The sequence below is a fragment of the Metapseudomonas cellulosilytica genome (assembly GCF_049334135.1).
In the GTDB taxonomy this organism is placed as follows: Bacteria; Pseudomonadota; Gammaproteobacteria; order Pseudomonadales; family Pseudomonadaceae; genus Metapseudomonas.
In genome coordinates, this window is the sequence record NZ_JBHZGN010000002.1 from 400,510 (window position 1) to 415,902 (window position 15,393).

The 15,393-nt window shown below is 65.9% G+C and carries 14 protein-coding genes and 1 pseudogene; 5 read left to right on the forward strand and 10 right to left on the reverse strand.

The genetic code is table 11. The features are described from left to right. Position 1: 1 nt before the first annotated feature. Positions 2 to 559 carry a hypoxanthine-guanine phosphoribosyltransferase gene (locus ACFW0H_RS03990; protein WP_422912601.1) on the reverse strand — a complete coding sequence of 186 codons (558 nt, stop codon included), beginning with the start codon at positions 557 to 559 and terminating at the stop codon, positions 2 to 4. A gap of 279 nt (positions 560 to 838) precedes the next feature. Here ACFW0H_RS03990 and upp point away from each other — a divergent pair, with 279 nt between their 5' ends. Continuing rightward, positions 839 to 1,477, forward strand: coding sequence for a uracil phosphoribosyltransferase (upp, locus tag ACFW0H_RS03995; RefSeq protein ID WP_422912602.1), 639 nt, complete (start codon positions 839 to 841; stop codon positions 1,475 to 1,477). A gap of 3 nt (positions 1,478 to 1,480) precedes the next feature. Next, positions 1,481 to 2,758 (forward strand): uracil-xanthine permease family protein, encoded by a 1,278-nt coding sequence (locus tag ACFW0H_RS04000; protein WP_422912603.1) that lies wholly within the window; start codon positions 1,481 to 1,483, stop codon positions 2,756 to 2,758. Positions 2,759 to 2,891: 133 nt separating this feature from the next. Here the strand turns inward: ACFW0H_RS04000 and ACFW0H_RS04005 are convergent, their stop codons facing one another. The 3 genes from ACFW0H_RS04005 to ACFW0H_RS04015 all read right to left on the reverse strand — a co-directional run bounded on the left by ACFW0H_RS04005 (position 2,892) and on the right by ACFW0H_RS04015 (position 6,395). Continuing rightward, on the reverse strand, positions 2,892 to 4,262 hold the full coding sequence (locus tag ACFW0H_RS04005) for a spinster family MFS transporter (protein ID WP_422912604.1): 1,371 nt from the start codon (positions 4,260 to 4,262) through the stop codon (positions 2,892 to 2,894). A 193-nt stretch (positions 4,263 to 4,455) separates the two neighbouring features. Then, positions 4,456 to 5,487 carry a ferrochelatase gene (hemH, locus tag ACFW0H_RS04010; protein WP_422912605.1) on the reverse strand — a complete coding sequence of 344 codons (1,032 nt, stop codon included), beginning with the start codon at positions 5,485 to 5,487 and terminating at the stop codon, positions 4,456 to 4,458. Further along, positions 5,487 to 6,395, reverse strand: coding sequence for a TIGR01777 family oxidoreductase (locus ACFW0H_RS04015; RefSeq protein WP_422912606.1), 909 nt, complete (start codon positions 6,393 to 6,395; stop codon positions 5,487 to 5,489). The genes hemH and ACFW0H_RS04015 overlap by 1 nt, the downstream gene beginning before the upstream one ends. Before the next feature lie 197 nt (positions 6,396 to 6,592). Here ACFW0H_RS04015 and ACFW0H_RS04020 point away from each other — a divergent pair, with 197 nt between their 5' ends. From ACFW0H_RS04020 to phrB, 3 genes and pseudogenes are all read left to right on the forward strand, one after another. After that, positions 6,593 to 7,576 (forward strand): NAD(P)/FAD-dependent oxidoreductase, encoded by a 984-nt coding sequence (locus ACFW0H_RS04020; protein ID WP_422912607.1) that lies wholly within the window; start codon positions 6,593 to 6,595, stop codon positions 7,574 to 7,576. 381 nt (positions 7,577 to 7,957) lie between these two features. Further along, positions 7,958 to 8,503, forward strand: a pseudogene (locus tag ACFW0H_RS04025) (YbgA family protein); the annotation flags it as partial. Between the two features lie 15 nt (positions 8,504 to 8,518). After that, positions 8,519 to 9,940 carry a deoxyribodipyrimidine photo-lyase gene (phrB, locus tag ACFW0H_RS04030; RefSeq protein ID WP_422912608.1) on the forward strand — a complete coding sequence of 474 codons (1,422 nt, stop codon included), beginning with the start codon at positions 8,519 to 8,521 and terminating at the stop codon, positions 9,938 to 9,940. A 72-nt stretch (positions 9,941 to 10,012) separates the two neighbouring features. Here phrB and ACFW0H_RS04035 read toward each other — a convergent pair whose 3' ends face one another. The 6 genes from ACFW0H_RS04035 to hemA all read right to left on the reverse strand — a co-directional run bounded on the left by ACFW0H_RS04035 (position 10,013) and on the right by hemA (position 15,353). After that, positions 10,013 to 10,528, reverse strand: coding sequence for an acyloxyacyl hydrolase (locus ACFW0H_RS04035; RefSeq protein WP_422912609.1), 516 nt, complete (start codon positions 10,526 to 10,528; stop codon positions 10,013 to 10,015). 103 nt (positions 10,529 to 10,631) lie between these two features. After that, complete coding sequence (gene murI, locus ACFW0H_RS04040; RefSeq protein ID WP_422912610.1) at positions 10,632 to 11,426, reverse strand: glutamate racemase; 795 nt, start codon at positions 11,424 to 11,426, stop codon at positions 10,632 to 10,634. Then, entirely contained in the window at positions 11,419 to 12,174 is a 756-nt protein-coding gene (locus ACFW0H_RS04045; protein WP_422912611.1) for a molybdopterin-synthase adenylyltransferase MoeB, read from the reverse strand. Before ACFW0H_RS04045 ends, murI begins: the two co-directional genes overlap by 8 nt. Further along, positions 12,168 to 12,998, reverse strand: a complete 831-nt coding sequence (prmC, locus tag ACFW0H_RS04050; RefSeq protein WP_422912612.1) for a peptide chain release factor N(5)-glutamine methyltransferase — start codon at positions 12,996 to 12,998, stop codon at positions 12,168 to 12,170. The genes ACFW0H_RS04045 and prmC overlap by 7 nt, the downstream gene beginning before the upstream one ends. A 1-nt stretch (position 12,999) precedes the next feature. Continuing rightward, entirely contained in the window at positions 13,000 to 14,082 is a 1,083-nt protein-coding gene (prfA, locus tag ACFW0H_RS04055) for a peptide chain release factor 1 (protein ID WP_422912613.1), read from the reverse strand. Further along, positions 14,079 to 15,353 (reverse strand): glutamyl-tRNA reductase, encoded by a 1,275-nt coding sequence (gene hemA, locus ACFW0H_RS04060; protein WP_422912614.1) that lies wholly within the window; start codon positions 15,351 to 15,353, stop codon positions 14,079 to 14,081. Before hemA ends, prfA begins: the two co-directional genes overlap by 4 nt. Between the last annotated feature and the right edge of the window lie 40 nt (positions 15,354 to 15,393).

A 15,393-nucleotide genomic window follows, 5' to 3' on the forward strand; every position in this document is an offset into this window, starting at 1 on the left:
TTCAGAGCCCCTTCACCGCGTAGATGCCGGCGGCGTTGCGCCAGTAGCCCTTGTAGTCCATTCCATAGCCGAAGATATAGCGGTCTTCGCACGGGAGGCCCACGTAGTCGGCCTTCAGGTCCGGGCGCGCCTTGCGGTCATGGGTCTTGTCGATCAGCACGGCGGTGTGCACATGGGCGGCGCCGGCGTGCCTGCAGAAATCGATGATGGCCGCCAGGGTGTGCCCCTCGTCGAGGATGTCGTCGATGATCAGCACGTCACGGTCGATGAAGGAAATTTCCGGCTTGGCCTTCCAGAACAGCTCGCCGCCGCTGGTTTCGTTGCGGTAGCGGGTGGCGTGCAGGTAGGACAGCTCCAGGGGGAAGTTCAGCTTGGGCAACAGCTTGCCGGCGAAGATCAGGCCACCGTTCATCACGCAGAAGACCACCGGGTTGCGCTCGGCCAGCTCGCCGTTGATGGCTTCGGCGACTTGCGAAATGGCCGCTTCGACCTGGGCGTCGTTGTACAGGCAATCGGCTTCGGCCATCACCTGGCGGATATGTGCGAGATCGGCGGACATGGCAATTCCTCTGGGTTCGACGGGGAACATGCGCGGTTCCCGCTGGAAACTTGATCGGGGCGTCAAGATAAAAGTCGGCAAAGGTACTCATCCGCCTGCCCCGGAGCAAGCCCTGACGGACGAGCGTCGACCATACTGCAGCAGGCCCCTTCCGCTGGCGGACAGTTCCTTGCTTTGGCGCGACATCGCGGCCAGGACCCGCCAGTCAGTTCAGCACAGCCTGTAGTCATTGGATTAAGCTAACGCAATTTTTTTGCCAGCCCGCCGGAGACCCCTTTCATGCCCATCCGTGAGATTCGCCACCCGCTGATCCGCCACAAGCTCGGCCTGATGCGCCGCGCCGATATCAGCACCAAGAACTTCCGCGAACTGGCACAGGAAGTCGGCGCCCTGCTGACTTACGAGGCGACCAACGACCTGCCCCTGGAGAGCTACGAAATCCAGGGCTGGGCCGGCACCGTGCAGGTGGAAAAGATCGCTGGCAAGAAGATCACCGTGGTGCCCATCCTGCGTGCCGGTATCGGCATGCTCGACGGCGTGCTCAGCCTGATCCCCGGCGCCAAGGTCAGCGCCGTGGGCGTGGCGCGCAATGAGGAAACCCTGGAAGCCCACACCTACCTGGAGAAGCTGGCGCCGGAAATCGACGAGCGCCTGGCGCTGATCATCGACCCGATGCTGGCCACCGGCGGCTCCATGGTCGCCACCATCGAGCTGCTCAAGCGCGCCGGCTGCAAGGAAATCCGCGCGATGGTGCTAGTCGCCGCGCCCGAAGGCATCAAGGTAGTCAACGACGCCCACCCGGACGTGATGATCTACACCGCCTCCATCGATCAGAAGCTCAACGAGCACGGCTACATCATCCCGGGCCTGGGTGATGCCGGCGACAAGATCTTCGGCACCAAGCAGAAGGACACCTGATCGATGAGCGACGAATTCAAGGACCCGCTCTGGCGCCAGATCGTTTCCGGCGCCCAGATGCTCTTCGTGGCCTTCGGCGCCCTGGTGCTGATGCCACTGATCACCGGACTGGACCCGAACGTAGCGCTCTTCACCGCCGGCCTAGGCACCCTGCTGTTCCAACTGGTCACTGGCCGCCAGGTGCCGGTGTTCCTGGCCTCCAGCTTCGCCTTCATCACGCCCATCATCCTCGCCAAGGGCCAGTTCGGCCTGGCCTCGACCATGGGCGGCGTGGTGGCGGCAGGCTTCGTCTACACCTTCCTGGGCCTGGCGGTGAAGCTCAAGGGCACCGGCTTCATCGACCGCCTGCTGCCACCAGTGGTGATCGGCCCGGTGGTGATTTCCATCGGCCTGGCCATGGCCCCCATCGCCGCCAACATGGCCATGGGCAAGGGCGGTGACGGCGCTGAGCTGATCCCCTACGCCACCGCCATGTGGATTTCCATGCCGGCGCTGCTGACCACCCTGATCGTCGCCGTGTTCGGCAAGGGCATCTTCCGCCTGGTGCCGATCATCTCCGGTGTGTTCGTCGGCTTCGCGCTGTCTTTCTGGTTCGGCGTAGTGGATACCGCGAAGATAGCCGCCGCTCCCTGGCTGGCGCTGCCGAATTTCGTCGCGCCGGAATTCAACCTGCAGGCCATCCTGTTCATCGTCCCGGTAGCGCTGGCTCCGGCCATCGAGCATATCGGCGGGGTGATCGCGGTGGGCAGCGTGACCGGCAAGAACTACCTGAAGACCCCCGGCCTGCACCGCACCCTGCTGGGCGACGGCCTGGCCACCTCGGCCGCCGGCCTGTTCGGTGGTCCGCCGAATACCACCTACGCAGAAGTGACCGGCGCGGTGATGCTGACCAAGAACTACAACCCGAAGATCATGACCTGGGCCGCCATCTTCGCCATCAGCCTGGCGTTCATCGGCAAGTTCGGCGCGGTGCTGCAGAGCATCCCCGTGCCGGTCATGGGCGGCATCCTCTGCCTGCTGTTCGGCTCCATCGCCGCGGTGGGCCTGAACACCATGATCCGCCATCAGGTGGACCTGGCCGAGGCGCGCAACCTGGTGATCGTTTCCGTGACCCTGGTGTTCGGCATCGGCGGCATGCTGGTGGGCAGTGGCACCGGCCAAGACGACTTCGGCCTGAAGGGCATCGCCCTCTGCGCCATTGTCGCCATCGCCTTGAACCTGATCCTGCCGGGCCACCAGACCTGGAAGCATCAAGCTGCAGACGATGCGCCGCATATCTGAGGCAGCTTCATGAAAAAGCCCCGCGATTGCGGGGCTTTTTCTTGGGCATTATCACCGTAGGATCGGGCGGCGTTCCGCGAGCCTGCGAACCCCATCGCCCTGCATTGATGGGTTTCGCTCCGCTCTACCCATCCTACGAAGACAGCTGCGCGTCCTGGGGCATGGTGGCGTCCTGCCGAGCCTCCACGCCCCACTGCTGCAGGCGCTTGAGGCTTTCGCGATAGGGCTTGAGTCCCGCCCCCAGCAGCAGCACCGAACTGGCCACCGCCAGGCTGGTGACGATCAGCAGCGAGTAGCGCAGCGCGTTGTCGTCGGCGAACAGGTAGTCAGTCACCAGCGCCACGGCCGTAGGACCGATGCCAAGTCCGAGCAGCGTGATAACGAACAGGTAGACCGCCGAGGCCTGGCCGCGCATGGAGTTGGGCATGATCTCCTGGATCGCCGCCGGCGCCACACCGAAGGGCATGCTCAGGCAGAACACCGTGGGCGCCATCAGCACCGTCACCCAGAAGGCGTCGTCCAGTAGCGGAAACAGCACCACCAGGGGCAACGCCCCCAGCGCGGCGAACAGGCCGACGCGCATGTTGGCATCCGCACGCCCGCGCCTGGCCATCCAGTCGGCCAGACGACCACCGAAGACGATCCCGAGACAGCCGAAAACCGCCACCAGGCTGCCGTAGATCATACCCACCTGGCCCGCGTCCCAGCCGTGGGTGCGGATGTAGAAGGTGGGAATCCAGGCGGCGCTGCCGTAGCCGGCGAAGGCCAGGCCGGCGAAGCCGAAGTTGTGGCAGACCACGGTGCGCCGATTGCTGCGCAGGTAGCGGCCGACCTCCGCCAGGGGCACCACTACGCCAGCTCCGACGCCGCGCCGCTGGGGCTCGCGCACCGCCAGCGTAAGCAGGGTGAAGAGCGCGCCGGCGGCGCCCAGGGCCAGGAAGATCAGCTGCCAGGGCCGTACTTCGCCCAGCAGCGGCAGATGGACGTCGCCCTGGGCCGAGGCGAACTTGATCACCAGCCCGCCCAGCAGGAACGCCAGCCCGGAACCGAGATAGACACCCATCGAATAGACGCTGATCGCCGTAGCCCGGCGCTCCTTGGGAAAACTGTCGGCGATCAGCGAATAGGCCGCCGGCGACAGGGCCGCCTCGCCCACGCCGACACCGATGCGGCAGAGCAGGAACTGCCAGTAGAGCTTGGCCATGCCGCAGGCCGCGGTGGCCGCACTCCAGAACAGCACGCCAATGGCGATCAGCCCGCGACGACTGCGGCTGTCGGCCAGGCGCCCGAGGGGAATGCCGCAGACGGTGTAGAAGAGCGCAAAGGACAGCCCCATCAGCAGGCTCATCTGCGTGTCGCTGATGGCGAGGTCGCGGCGGATGGGTTCCACCAGCAGGTTGAGGATCTGCCTGTCGATGAAGGACAGCACGTAGGCCACCATCAGAATGGCGACTGTGGTCCAGGCACACAGGCTCGAGGGGTAGCCGTTGTTCTTGTTCTGCATGGGCTCTCCTCGGCGCCGCCGGTGCGGCGCACGACGGTTGAAGGAAAACCCAGCTTAGGTGGCCATGGGTGGCCTGAATACCGCCGAGCAGGCGATATAGGCGAGATGAATGCGCAGCGTGTCCTCCAGTTGATAGAGAACCTCGCAGGAGCGAGCTCTGCTCGCGAATGGCCTTCGCGATCAAAGCGCGCTCCTACACCAGTGGCCGCACCGCCGTCTCGCACAACTTCGCCAAGGCCGACACCCATTGCGGATGGCTGTTCATGCAGGGCACCAGCACCAACTCCTGGCCACCGGCAGCCTGGAACTGTTCGCTGCCACGCTGGCCGATTTCCTCCAGTGTCTCGATGCAGTCGGCGACGAAGGCCGGGCACATGACCAGCAGCTTCTTCACGCCCTGCTGCGCCAGCTCCTCGAGGCGGGTTTCGGTGTAGGGCTCGATCCACTTGTCACGCCCCAGGCGCGACTGGAAGGACACCGACCATTGTCCGGGCTGGAGCCCGGCGCGCTCGGCAAAGGCTTCGGCGGTCCGCTGGCACTGGCTGCGGTAGCAGACCGCCAGGACCTCGTCGCTGACGCCACGGCTGTCCCTGGCGCGCAGGTCGTGCTGCGGGTCGATGCCTTTCACCAGCTTGCGGATATGCCGTTCGGGCAGTCCGTGGAAGCTCAGCAGCAGGTGGTCGAAGGGCTGCTCCAGATAGGGCCTGGCGCTGGCCACCAGGGCATCCAGGTAGTCCGGCTCGGCGAAGAAGGGCGGCAGCACCGACACCTGCAGCTTCAGGCCCAGTTCGCGAACGACCCGGCGCGCTTCTTCGATGGCGGTGGTGGTGGTGCTCTCGGCGAACTGCGGATAGAGCGGTGCCAGGGTCACCTGCTTGACGCCCTGGTCGGCCAGCTTGCGCAAGGCGCCTTCGATGGAGGGGTCGCCATAGCGCATCGCCAGCTCCACCGGCCCGTTCGGCCAGTGTGGAGCCATGGCTTCCTGCAATTGGCGGCTGAGGACGATCAGCGGCGAGCCCTCCGGCCACCAGATGGACGAATAGGCATGAGCCGATTGCGCCGGACGCTTGATCAGGATCAGCGAAACCAGAAGGCGCCGCAGGGGCCAGGGCAGGTCGACCACATAGGGGTCCATCAGGAACTGATCGAGGTAGCTCCGCACATCCTCCACCTTGGTGGAAGCCGGGGACCCCAGGTTGACCAGCAGCAGGGCGTGATCAGTCATCAAACATCCTTAGGCTTCAGCAGGTCGCCGAGCGCCGTGTCCAGATCGGTGAATGCAAAGGTGAAACCCGCCGCCCGCAGGCGGGCCGGCATCGCACGCTGGCCACCCAGCAACAGGCCGGCCAGCTCCCCCAGCAGCAGGCGCAGGACGATGGCCGGCGCCGGCATGACGGCGGGCCGCCCCAGCACTCGTCCCAGGCTGCGGGCAAAATCGCCGTTGCGTACCGGCTGCGGCGAGCACGCATTATAGGGACCGCGAGCGTCTTCCCGCCGCAAGAGAAAATCCATCAAGGCAATTTGATCCTCCAGGTGCACCCAGGACACCCATTGCCGGCCATTGCCCAGGGGGCCGCCCAACCCCAGGCGAAAGGGCGGCACCAGCCGCTTGAGAAAGCCCCCGCCGCGCGCCAGCACCAGACCGGTGCGTATGAGCACCACACGGATGCCGAATGCCTCGGCCCGTTGCGCCGTCTCCTCCCAGGCCACGCAGAGCTGGCTGGCGAAGTCGTCGGTGACAGGAGGCGAATCCTCCGTCAACTCGCGCTCGCCAGCGTCCCCGTACCAGCCCACGGCTGAGCCGTTGAGCAGCACCCGCGGTTTCTGTTCGCGCTTGCCCAACCATTCCAGCAACTGCTCGGTCAGGGTGATGCGGCTGCCCCAAAGCTGTGCCTTGCGCTTGTTGCTCCAGGGCCGGTCGGCAATGGGTTCGCCGGCCAGGTTGACGACGGCGTCCAACGGCTCGTCGCCATAGTCGGAAAACTGACCGATGCCGCGCACCGCACGACCGCACAGGCTGGCGACACTCTGTGGCCGACGGCTCAGCACGGTAAGCTGGTGCCCGTCGACCAGCCAGCGCTGACAGAGCGCCCGACCGATCAGACCAGTACCGCCGGTCAGCAATATGTGCATGGCATCCTCCTCGCATGGCGCTAAGTGCGGATATCGCCCTAGTCTGGTTTATGGCGATTCGACGTGCCCCGGATTGGGCCTCGCACCGTCTGACACACAGAAGTCCGCGATTGGAACCGAACGACCTATACAGCGCTTGAATATTGTACAGGTCTTGTCTAAAGCGTAGCCTGTAGCCATAGGTAACGAGGTAGACCATGAGTGCACCTATCGCCATCATCGGAACGGGCATTGCCGGCCTCTCCGCCGCCCAGGCGCTGAATGCGGCTGGGCAGAATGTGGAACTCTTCGACAAGAGCCGAGGGAGTGGCGGGCGCATGGCCAGCAAGCGCAGCGATGCCGGCTCCGTGGATCTTGGCGCGCAATATTTCACCGCCCGCGATCGCCGCTTCGCCGAAGTGGTGCAGCAATGGCGCGACCGGGGCTGGGTGGCCGAGTGGTCGCCAAGCCTCTACAACTACAGCGAAGGCAGGCTCCTGCCCTCCCCCGACGAGCAGATCCGCTGGGTCGGAACCCCGCGCATGAGCGCCATCACCCGAGCCCTCCTGGGCGCCCTGCCGGTGAACTTCGCCTGCCGCATCACCGAGGTCTTTCGCGGTGAGCGCCACTGGGGCCTGCAGGACGCCGAAGGGCTCAGCCACGGCCCCTTCAGCCATGTGATAGTCGCCACCCCGGCGCCCCAGGCCACCGCCCTGCTGGCCGCAGCCCCCAAACTGGCCGGCGCCGCCGCCAGCGTCGCCATGGAACCGACCTGGGCCGTGGCCCTGGGCTTCAGCGAGCCGCTGGATACCCGAGTCGAAGGTTGCTTCCTGCAGGACAGCCCGCTGGACTGGCTGGCCCGCAACCGCTCCAAACCCGGCCGCGAAGCCAGCCTGGATACCTGGGTCCTGCACGCCAGCAGCGCCTGGAGCAAGCAGCATCTGGACATGCCCAAGGAAGCGGTGATCGAACAACTCCATGGCGCCTTCGCCGAGATGATCGGCTGCGCCGTTCCGGCACCGAATTCCAGCCTGGCCCACCGCTGGCTCTACGCTCGTCCGAGCCAGGCGCACCAGTGGGGCGCCCTTGCCGATGCCGACCTTGGCCTCTATGCCTGCGGCGACTGGTGCCTGTCCGGCCGCGTGGAAGGTGCCTGGCTCAGCGGCCAGGAAGCCGCCCGCCGCCTGCTCGAGCACCTGTAACCAAGCAGCAGCTGACCCGCGCCAGCTGCTGCGCTCGAAATGGACGGCCTGTCGGCCGTCCTGCCGTGTGAAACACCTTTCCGCCAGCCGGCTCATCGGGAAAGGAGCCGGCCACCCGCACGACGCTGCACGCGAAGCACCGCACAGCCATCTCAGACAACGGCACCTTTGGTAGGCACCGACCTGACCCCGTCACTGGCGACTTGGCTGCCGGTGCGCACCTCTTATCCAAATCCTGTACAAGTCGTTTGACTTGTACAACTTCATGCCTATCATTCTCAGAAATCTGTACATGAAAAGCCCTTTGTACAACTCATGTCCAGGCAAAGCAGCATGACGCCACCCTTCAACCAGCCACAGCGCCCCACACTGGACATCAGCGCCTTCTGCGCCCGGCACCCGGACTTGCAGGGGGAAGAGGACGACAGCCTCAACGACCCCGCACTGCGGGAGAACTTCCTCACCCGCGTCTACGCCTGCGCCCGGTGGCAGGCGCTGTGCCGTGCAGGCCTCAGCCACAAGGCGATCCTCGACTTCCACTCCTGCTACAAGTACCAACTGATGGCCAACGACCCGGTGCAGTACAAGGCCCTGGGACGCCTGCTCGGCGACATCGGCAACTATCCGGCGCAGGAGATTGGCCCACGCTACTTCTCGTTGCTGATGGCTGGTCTGAAGAAACGTGCCACCCGCTCCACCCACAGCAATGTGCTGCAGCACCTCTGCGGCTACCTCAAGAACCACCTGAGTCGCGACGAGAAGGCCGAACTGCAATGCCTGATCGAGCGGTACCGCACCGGCATGGTGCCGTTGGCAGTCCCCATCACCCGACTCAGGCACCACTTCAACCGCCACCCGGATCGCTACATCGCCCGGCAGGTCTACCTGCAGTCGCATCCGGACGACCTCGGCCTGCCGCATCACTGATCAAAGGAAAGCGCCATGCGCCAACTCATGTGGTTCCGCACCGACCTGCGCGTGCAGGACAACAGCGCCCTCCACGCCGCCCTTGCGGCCGGCCCCACCATCGCCCTGTACATCATCAGTCCCGGCCAATGGCAGGCCCACGACGACGCCGCCGCCAAAGTGGACTTCTGGCTGCGCAACCTGGCCGGGCTGTCCAAGGCCCTGCGGCAACTCGAGGTGCCGCTGCTGATTCGTCATGCCGACACCTGGGCCGACGCCCCGCGCCTGGTTCTGGATCTCTGCCATGAGTTCGATATCCACGCGGTGCAGGTGAACGAGGAATACGGCGTCAACGAGCAGGAGCGCGACCGCCTGGCAAGCGAGCGCCTGGCCGCAGCCGGCATTGTCCTGCGCAGCCACCTCGACCAGTTGTTCTTTCGGCCCGGCAGCCTGCTGACCCAGGCCGGCGGCTACTTCCAGGTCTACAGCCAGTTCCGCAAGGTCTGCTACCAGCGCCTGCACAGCGCCCTGCCCGGCTGCCTGCCGCCCCCGCGGCCCCAGGCCCCACTGGGCATCGCCGGCGATACGCCCCCCAGTGCGGTGGACGGTTTCCCCACGCCGCCGGACAGCCTACGCCAGCTCTGGCCGGCCGGAGAGGACGCAGCCGGCGAGCGCCTGGAAGCCTTCGCCATGGAAGAACTCTGCTGCTATGCAGAGCGCCGCGACTTCCCCGCCCAATCCGGAACCAGCCAGCTCTCGCCTTATCTGGCCGCCGGTGTATTGTCCCCCCGCCAGTGCCTGCACGCGGCCCTGCGGAACAACCAGGGCGAGTTCGACAGCGGTGATCCGGGCGCCATCAGCTGGATCAACGAACTGCTCTGGCGCGAGTTCTACAAGCACATCCTGGTGGGCTTCCCTCGGGTATCCCGGCACCTCCCCTTCCGCCGGGATACCGAGGCCCTGGCCTGGCGCGATGCACCGGATGAACTGGAAGCGTGGCAGCAGGGCCGCACCGGCATCCCGATCGTCGACGCGGCGATGCGCCAGCTGCTGGCCACTGGCTGGATGCACAATCGCCTGCGCATGGTGGTGGCGATGTTCCTGACCAAGAACCTGCTGATCAACTGGCGCGAAGGCGAGCGCTGGTTCATGCGCCACCTGATCGACGGCGATCTGGCGGCGAACAACGGTGGCTGGCAGTGGAGTGCCTCCACCGGCACAGATGCGGCGCCCTACTTCCGCATCTTCAACCCCATCAGCCAATCCGAGCGCTTCGATCCCGACGGTCGCTTCCTGCGGCGCTGGCTGCCGGAACTGGCGCACCTGGACAGGCGGGATATCCACAACCCCGCCAGCCACGGCGGACTCTTCGCGGTGGACGGTTACCCGCCACCGCTGGTGGACCTTGCCGCCAGCCGCGAGCGGGCGCTGGCGGCCTTCAGAAATCTCTCGGTATGAATCGATTGGCAGCGGATCGGCAGCCAATAAAAAACCGGGCGCGAGGCCCGGTCCTTTTCGTGCAGCTACGCCTCAGAAGGACAGGCGATAGTGCAGGCTGTAGGTTTCCACGCCATCGTTCGGCTGCTTGATGCCGGCGTTCGAGTAGTGGAAGGCACGCACGCCCACTTCCTGGTTGGCGAAGCGCAGGCCCAGGCCCAGGCGGTCCTCGAACTGGAAGGAGGTGCTCAGGTCGTTGTCTTCCAGCTCGGTGCTGTCGAACACGGCCAGGCCGATACCGGCTTCGATATAGGGCCTGACGGTCTCACCGGCGAACTCGTAGACGAACACCGGGGAAAAGGACAGGCTGTGGTTGCTCGACGCCTCATCGCCTTCCCAGTAGGTGTAGGCGGCGTCCCAGTAACCGGTCAGGCGCCCCACGTCGCTCTGGTACCAGCTGCTGGAAAAGTCGAATTGGGTGCCCAGACGATAAGTCATGGTGGATTCGCCGGTCTGGCCGATGTCCAGCGACACATCCGCAGCCTGGGCGGTAACGGCCTGGCCGAGGGTGATAGCTGCAGCTGCGACCCAGCAGAAAAGATTCTTCATGAAAACAGTCCTTTTTCTGGAAGTGCTGACAGAAAGCTTTAATACCTGACAGCGATTATAGATAGCTTTTTAATTGGAGATCGAAATCTGCAGAACTGTGAGGTCATCCGGGAAATCTATCCACCCGGGCAGAGTCCCCCCAGAGCGTAGGAAGGATCTCCTGCATAGCCGCCGGGTCACCGCTGGACCAGAAACGGCAGGGTTCGGCCCTGCCCTCTGCCAGCAACCCGTCCGCGTCCAGCAACCGCTGCAACTGACGAGCCACCGCAGCCCCGGTATCGATCAGGCTGACCGACGCCGATACCAGCTGCTGAAGCAGCGGACGCAGGAATGGATAGTGGGTGCAGCCGAGAATCAGCGTGTCGCAGCCCTGGGCCAGCAGCGGCTCGACATAACCGGCCAGCAGCCTGCGGGTATCCGACCCCATCAGGTCACCGGCCTCGATACGCTCCACCAGGCCAGGACAGGGCTGGGTGATTACCCGCACATCGCTGGCGAAGCGGTCCAGCAAGGCGGCGAACTTGGCGCTCTTGAGCGTCCCGGTAGTGGCCAGCACGCCGACCACGCCGCTGCGGGTGGCGGCGGCGGCAGGCTTGACCGCCGGCTCCATGCCGACGATGGGCAGCTGCGGATAGCGATCGCGCAGGTCAGCCACCGCAGCGGCCGTCGCCGTGTTGCAGGCCAGCACCAGCGCCTTGGCGCCACGCTCGATGAAGAACTCCGCGATGCGATGGCTGCGTTCGCGGATGAAGTCGGCGCTCTTCTCGCCGTAGGGCACATGGCCGCTGTCGGCGACGTAAAGCAGCGACTCGCGGGGCAACAGCGCACGGATCTCGCGCAGTACCGACAGGCCACCGACGCCCGAGTCGAAAACGCCTACCGGCGCCATCTCAGGCATGCCGAACCCCACAGACCTCGCAGGCCGGATCGCGCTTGACCCGCAGCTCGCGGAAACGGGTGCCCACAGCGTCGATCAGTAACAGCCGGCCAACCAGCGGTTCGCCGAAACCAGCCAGCAGCTTCAGTGCCTCCAGGGCCTGCAGGCTGCCCACCAGGCCCACCAGCGGGCCGACCACACCGGCTTCGCTGCAGGTCAGTTCCGCCTCGCTGCCATGGCCATAGAGGCAGTGGTAGCAGGGGCTGTCGTCACGGCGCGGGTCGAACACCGAGAGCTGCCCTTCGAGGCGGATCGCGGCGCCGGACACCAGCGGCTTGCCGGCGGCCACGCACGCCGCGTTCACCGCCTCGCGCGTGCCGAAGTTGTCAGTGCAATCCAGCACCAGGTCGACGGCGGCCACGGCGGCGGCCAGGGAATCCTCGTCCAGCGCTCGGGTGATGGGCACCAGGCGCACTTCCGGATTCAGCGCGGCGAGGCGCGCCATGGCCGAGTCGACCTTGCTCTGCCCCACGCTGCCGCTGTCGTGGACGATCTGCCGCTGCAGGTTGGTCAGGTCGACGCTGTCGAAGTCCGCCAGGTGCAGCTCACCGACCCCGGCAGCCGCCAAGTAGAGGGAAACCGGCGAGCCCAGGCCGCCGAGGCCGACGATCAGGACACGCCCCTGCTTCAGTCGCAGCTGGCCGTCGACGTCGATTTGCGGCAGGAGAATCTGCCGGCTGTAGCGAAGGAGTTCCTGATCACTCAGCATGGCCATTGCCCAAGGGAAATGCGTTCGTGGCCGCCCAGGTCGCGACGGCTCTCCACCCGGGCAAAGCCCTGGCGGGTCAGCAGGCCACGCACTGCAGGCGCCTGGTCGTATCCATGTTCCAGCAACAGCCAGCCGCCGGCGAGCAGGTGCCGGGGCGCTTTCTGGATGATCTGGCGGATATCGTCCAGGCCATCGGCGCCAGCCACCAGGGCACTGGCAGGTTCGAAGCGCACGTCGCCCTCGGCCAGGTGCGGGTCCTTGGCCGGAATATAGGGCGGATTGCTGACGATCATGGCAAAACGCTGCTCGCCCAGGGCGGCGAACCAGTGACTTTCCATGAATTGCGCATTGTTCAGCTTGAGCCGCGCGCGATTGCGCTCGGCCAACTGCACGGCGGCGGAAACCCGGTCGACGCCGGTGACCTTCCAGGCCAGTCGCTCGCAGGCGAGCGCCAAGGCGATGGCACCGGTGCCGGTGCCCAGGTCGAGCACCTCGGCGGGGCTCGCCGGCAGCAGGGCCAGGGCGGCTTCCACCAGCAGTTCGGTATCGGGGCGCGGGATCAGGGTGTCCGGCGCCACTTCCAGGTCCAGGCTCCAGAAGCCCTGGTGACCCAGGATGTACGCCACCGGCTCGCCCTTGCGGCGGCGTTCCAGGTAAGCGGCGTAACGCTCGGCCACTTCGCCGGAAACCACCCGCTCGGGCCAGGTGCGCAGGAAACTGCGCGGCTTGCCGAGGGCTGCTGCCAGCAGCAGTTCGGCATCCAGTCGCGGGGTGGGCGAGTCCGGCAGGCGGGCTTCGCCCAGAAGGCTGGCGATGATGGTCACGTCAGTCTCCCAGGGCCGCCAGCTGGTCGGCCTGGTATTCGGCGAGCAGCGGCTCGATCACCGCTTCCACTCCGCCGGCCATGATGTCGTCCAGGGCGTAGAGGGTGAGGTTGATGCGGTGGTCGGTGACCCGGCCCTGCGGATAGTTGTAGGTGCGGATGCGCTCGGAACGATCGCCGGAACCCACCAGCAGGCGGCGGGTATCGGACATTTCCTTGTGTGCGGCGGCCTCCTGCTGGTCGTTCAGCTTGGCCGCCAGCCAGGCCAGGGCCTTGGCGCGGTTCTTGTGCTGGGAGCGCTCTTCCTGGCACTCGACGACGATGCCCGACGGGATGTGGGTGATGCGCACCGCCGAATCGGTCTTGTTCACGTGCTGGCCGCCAGCGCCGGAGGCACGGTAGGTGTCGACGCGCAGGTCGGCGGGGTTGATCTCGATGGCGGCCTGCTCGTCCGGCTCCGGCAGCACGGCGACGGTGCAGGCGGAGGTGTGGATGCGGCCCTGGGATTCGGTTTCCGGCACGCGCTGCACGCGATGGGCGCCGGACTCGAACTTGAGCTTGGAATAGACGTTGTCGCCCTCGACCCGCGCGATCACTTCCTTGTAGCCGCCGTGCTCACCCTCGTTCTCGGAGAGGATCTCGACGCGCCAGCCCTGGCGCTCAGCATAGCGGGAGTACATGCGGAACAGGTCGCCGGAGAAGATCGCCGCCTCGTCGCCGCCAGTGCCGGCGCGGACTTCCAGGAAGACGTTGCGGCCGTCGTTGGGGTCTTTGGGCAGCAGCATGCGCTGCAGGCGGTCCTCCAGCCCCACCAGTTGTTCGCGGGCCTGGGCCACTTCTTCCTCGGCCATCTCGCGCAGATCCGGATCACTGTCCTTGAGCAGGGCCTGGGCGCCTTCGAGGTCGCCCTGCACCTTGCGGAACTCGCGGAAGGCCAGGATTACCGGCTCGACTTCGGCGAACTCCTTGGAATAGGCGCGGAACTTGCCCTGGTCACTGATGACTTCGGCATCGCCGAGCAGGGCGGTGAGTTCCTCGTAGCGATCCTGGAGGAGGTCGAGCTTATTCAGCAGGGAAGCTTTCATTGCGAACGTTTATCCGGGCCCTCGTCGAGGGCGAAGAGTTCCTGGGCCACGGCCAGCGCGTCGAAGCGGCCGTCGGCGGAAAGTTTCTTCAGTTGCACGCTGGGCGCGTGCAACAGCTTGTTGGTCAGACCGCGGGCCAACTGAGCCAGCACCTCTTCGGCGGCGCTGCCGTTCTGCAGCATGCGCTGGGCCTTGGCCAATTCGTCATCACGTAGACGCTCGGCCTGCTGGCGGTAGGCACGCAGCACATCGACCGCGGCCAATTCGCGCAGGCGCTGCATGAAGTCATCGACGCCGGCGACCACCAGCTCTTCGGCCGCCTGGGCCGCGCCCTGGCGGCTCTTGAGGTTCTCCGCGACCACCTCGTGCAGGTCGTCCACGGTATAGAGGTAGACGTCGTCCAGTTCGCCGACTTCAGGCTCGATGTCCCGGGGAACGGCGATGTCGACCATGAAGATCGGCTTGTGTCGGCGCTGCTTCAGCGCGCGCTCCACCGCACCCTTGCCGAGGATCGGCAGCTGGCTGGCGGTGGAACTGATGACGATATCGCTGTTGACCAGCTCCTGGGGCATATCGGCCAGCAGCACGGCATGGGCACCGAACTCCTCGGCCAGGATGCTGGCGCGCTCCAGGGTACGGTTGGCGACCACGATGCGCTTGACGCCCTGCTCGTGCAGGTGGCGGGCCACCAGGGTGATGGTCTCGCCGGCGCCGATCAGCAGCGCCTGGCTGCGGTGCAGGTCGGAGAAGATCTGCCTGGCCAGGCTGACGGCGGCGAAGGCCACGGAAACCGGGTTCTCGCCGATGGCGGTGTCGGTGCGCACCGTCTTGGCGGTGCTGAAGGTGGCCTGGAACAGCCGGCCGAGCAATGGACCGACGGTGCCGGCCTCACGCGCCACGGCGTAGGCGGACTTCATCTGGCCGAGGATCTGCGGCTCGCCGAGGACCATGGAGTCCAGCCCCGAGGCGACGCGCATCATGTGGCGCACCGCGTCGTCGTCCTGGTGCACGTAGGCACAGGCACGCAGTTCTTCCAGGCTGAGGTTGTGATAGCCGGCCAGCCAGGCGAGCACTTCATCGGCGGCCGGGTGATCCTGCTCCAGGTACAACTCGCTGCGGTTGCAGGTGGAGAGGATGGCCGCCTCGCGGCTGGGCGTGATGCGACACAGCTGCTGCAGGGCCTCCACCAGCTGCTCGGGAGTGAAGGCCACACGTTCGCGGACGTCCACCGAAGCGGTCTTGTGGTTGATACCAAGAGCAATGAAGGCCATGCAGGGTCGCTAACTGAATCGGGAGGGCGCGCAATTGTCC

Excerpts from the sequence above, each read along its gene's own strand:
- ACFW0H_RS03990 (WP_422912601.1), bottom strand. The coding sequence starts at position 559 with ATGTCCGCCGATCTCGCACATATCCGCCAGGTGATGGCCGAAGCCGAT.
- upp (WP_422912602.1), top strand. The coding sequence starts at position 839 with ATGCCCATCCGTGAGATTCGCCACCCGCTGATCCGCCACAAGCTCGGC.
- ACFW0H_RS04000 (WP_422912603.1), top strand. The coding sequence starts at position 1,481 with ATGAGCGACGAATTCAAGGACCCGCTCTGGCGCCAGATCGTTTCCGGC.
- ACFW0H_RS04005 (WP_422912604.1), bottom strand. The coding sequence starts at position 4,262 with ATGCAGAACAAGAACAACGGCTACCCCTCGAGCCTGTGTGCCTGGACC.
- hemH (WP_422912605.1), bottom strand. The coding sequence starts at position 5,487 with ATGACTGATCACGCCCTGCTGCTGGTCAACCTGGGGTCCCCGGCTTCC.
- ACFW0H_RS04015 (WP_422912606.1), bottom strand. The coding sequence starts at position 6,395 with ATGCACATATTGCTGACCGGCGGTACTGGTCTGATCGGTCGGGCGCTC.
- ACFW0H_RS04020 (WP_422912607.1), top strand. The coding sequence starts at position 6,593 with ATGAGTGCACCTATCGCCATCATCGGAACGGGCATTGCCGGCCTCTCC.
- phrB (WP_422912608.1), top strand. The coding sequence starts at position 8,519 with ATGCGCCAACTCATGTGGTTCCGCACCGACCTGCGCGTGCAGGACAAC.
- ACFW0H_RS04035 (WP_422912609.1), bottom strand. The coding sequence starts at position 10,528 with ATGAAGAATCTTTTCTGCTGGGTCGCAGCTGCAGCTATCACCCTCGGC.
- murI (WP_422912610.1), bottom strand. The coding sequence starts at position 11,426 with ATGCCTGAGATGGCGCCGGTAGGCGTTTTCGACTCGGGCGTCGGTGGC.
- ACFW0H_RS04045 (WP_422912611.1), bottom strand. The coding sequence starts at position 12,174 with ATGCTGAGTGATCAGGAACTCCTTCGCTACAGCCGGCAGATTCTCCTG.
- prfA (WP_422912613.1), bottom strand. The coding sequence starts at position 14,082 with ATGAAAGCTTCCCTGCTGAATAAGCTCGACCTCCTCCAGGATCGCTAC.
- hemA (WP_422912614.1), bottom strand. The coding sequence starts at position 15,353 with ATGGCCTTCATTGCTCTTGGTATCAACCACAAGACCGCTTCGGTGGAC.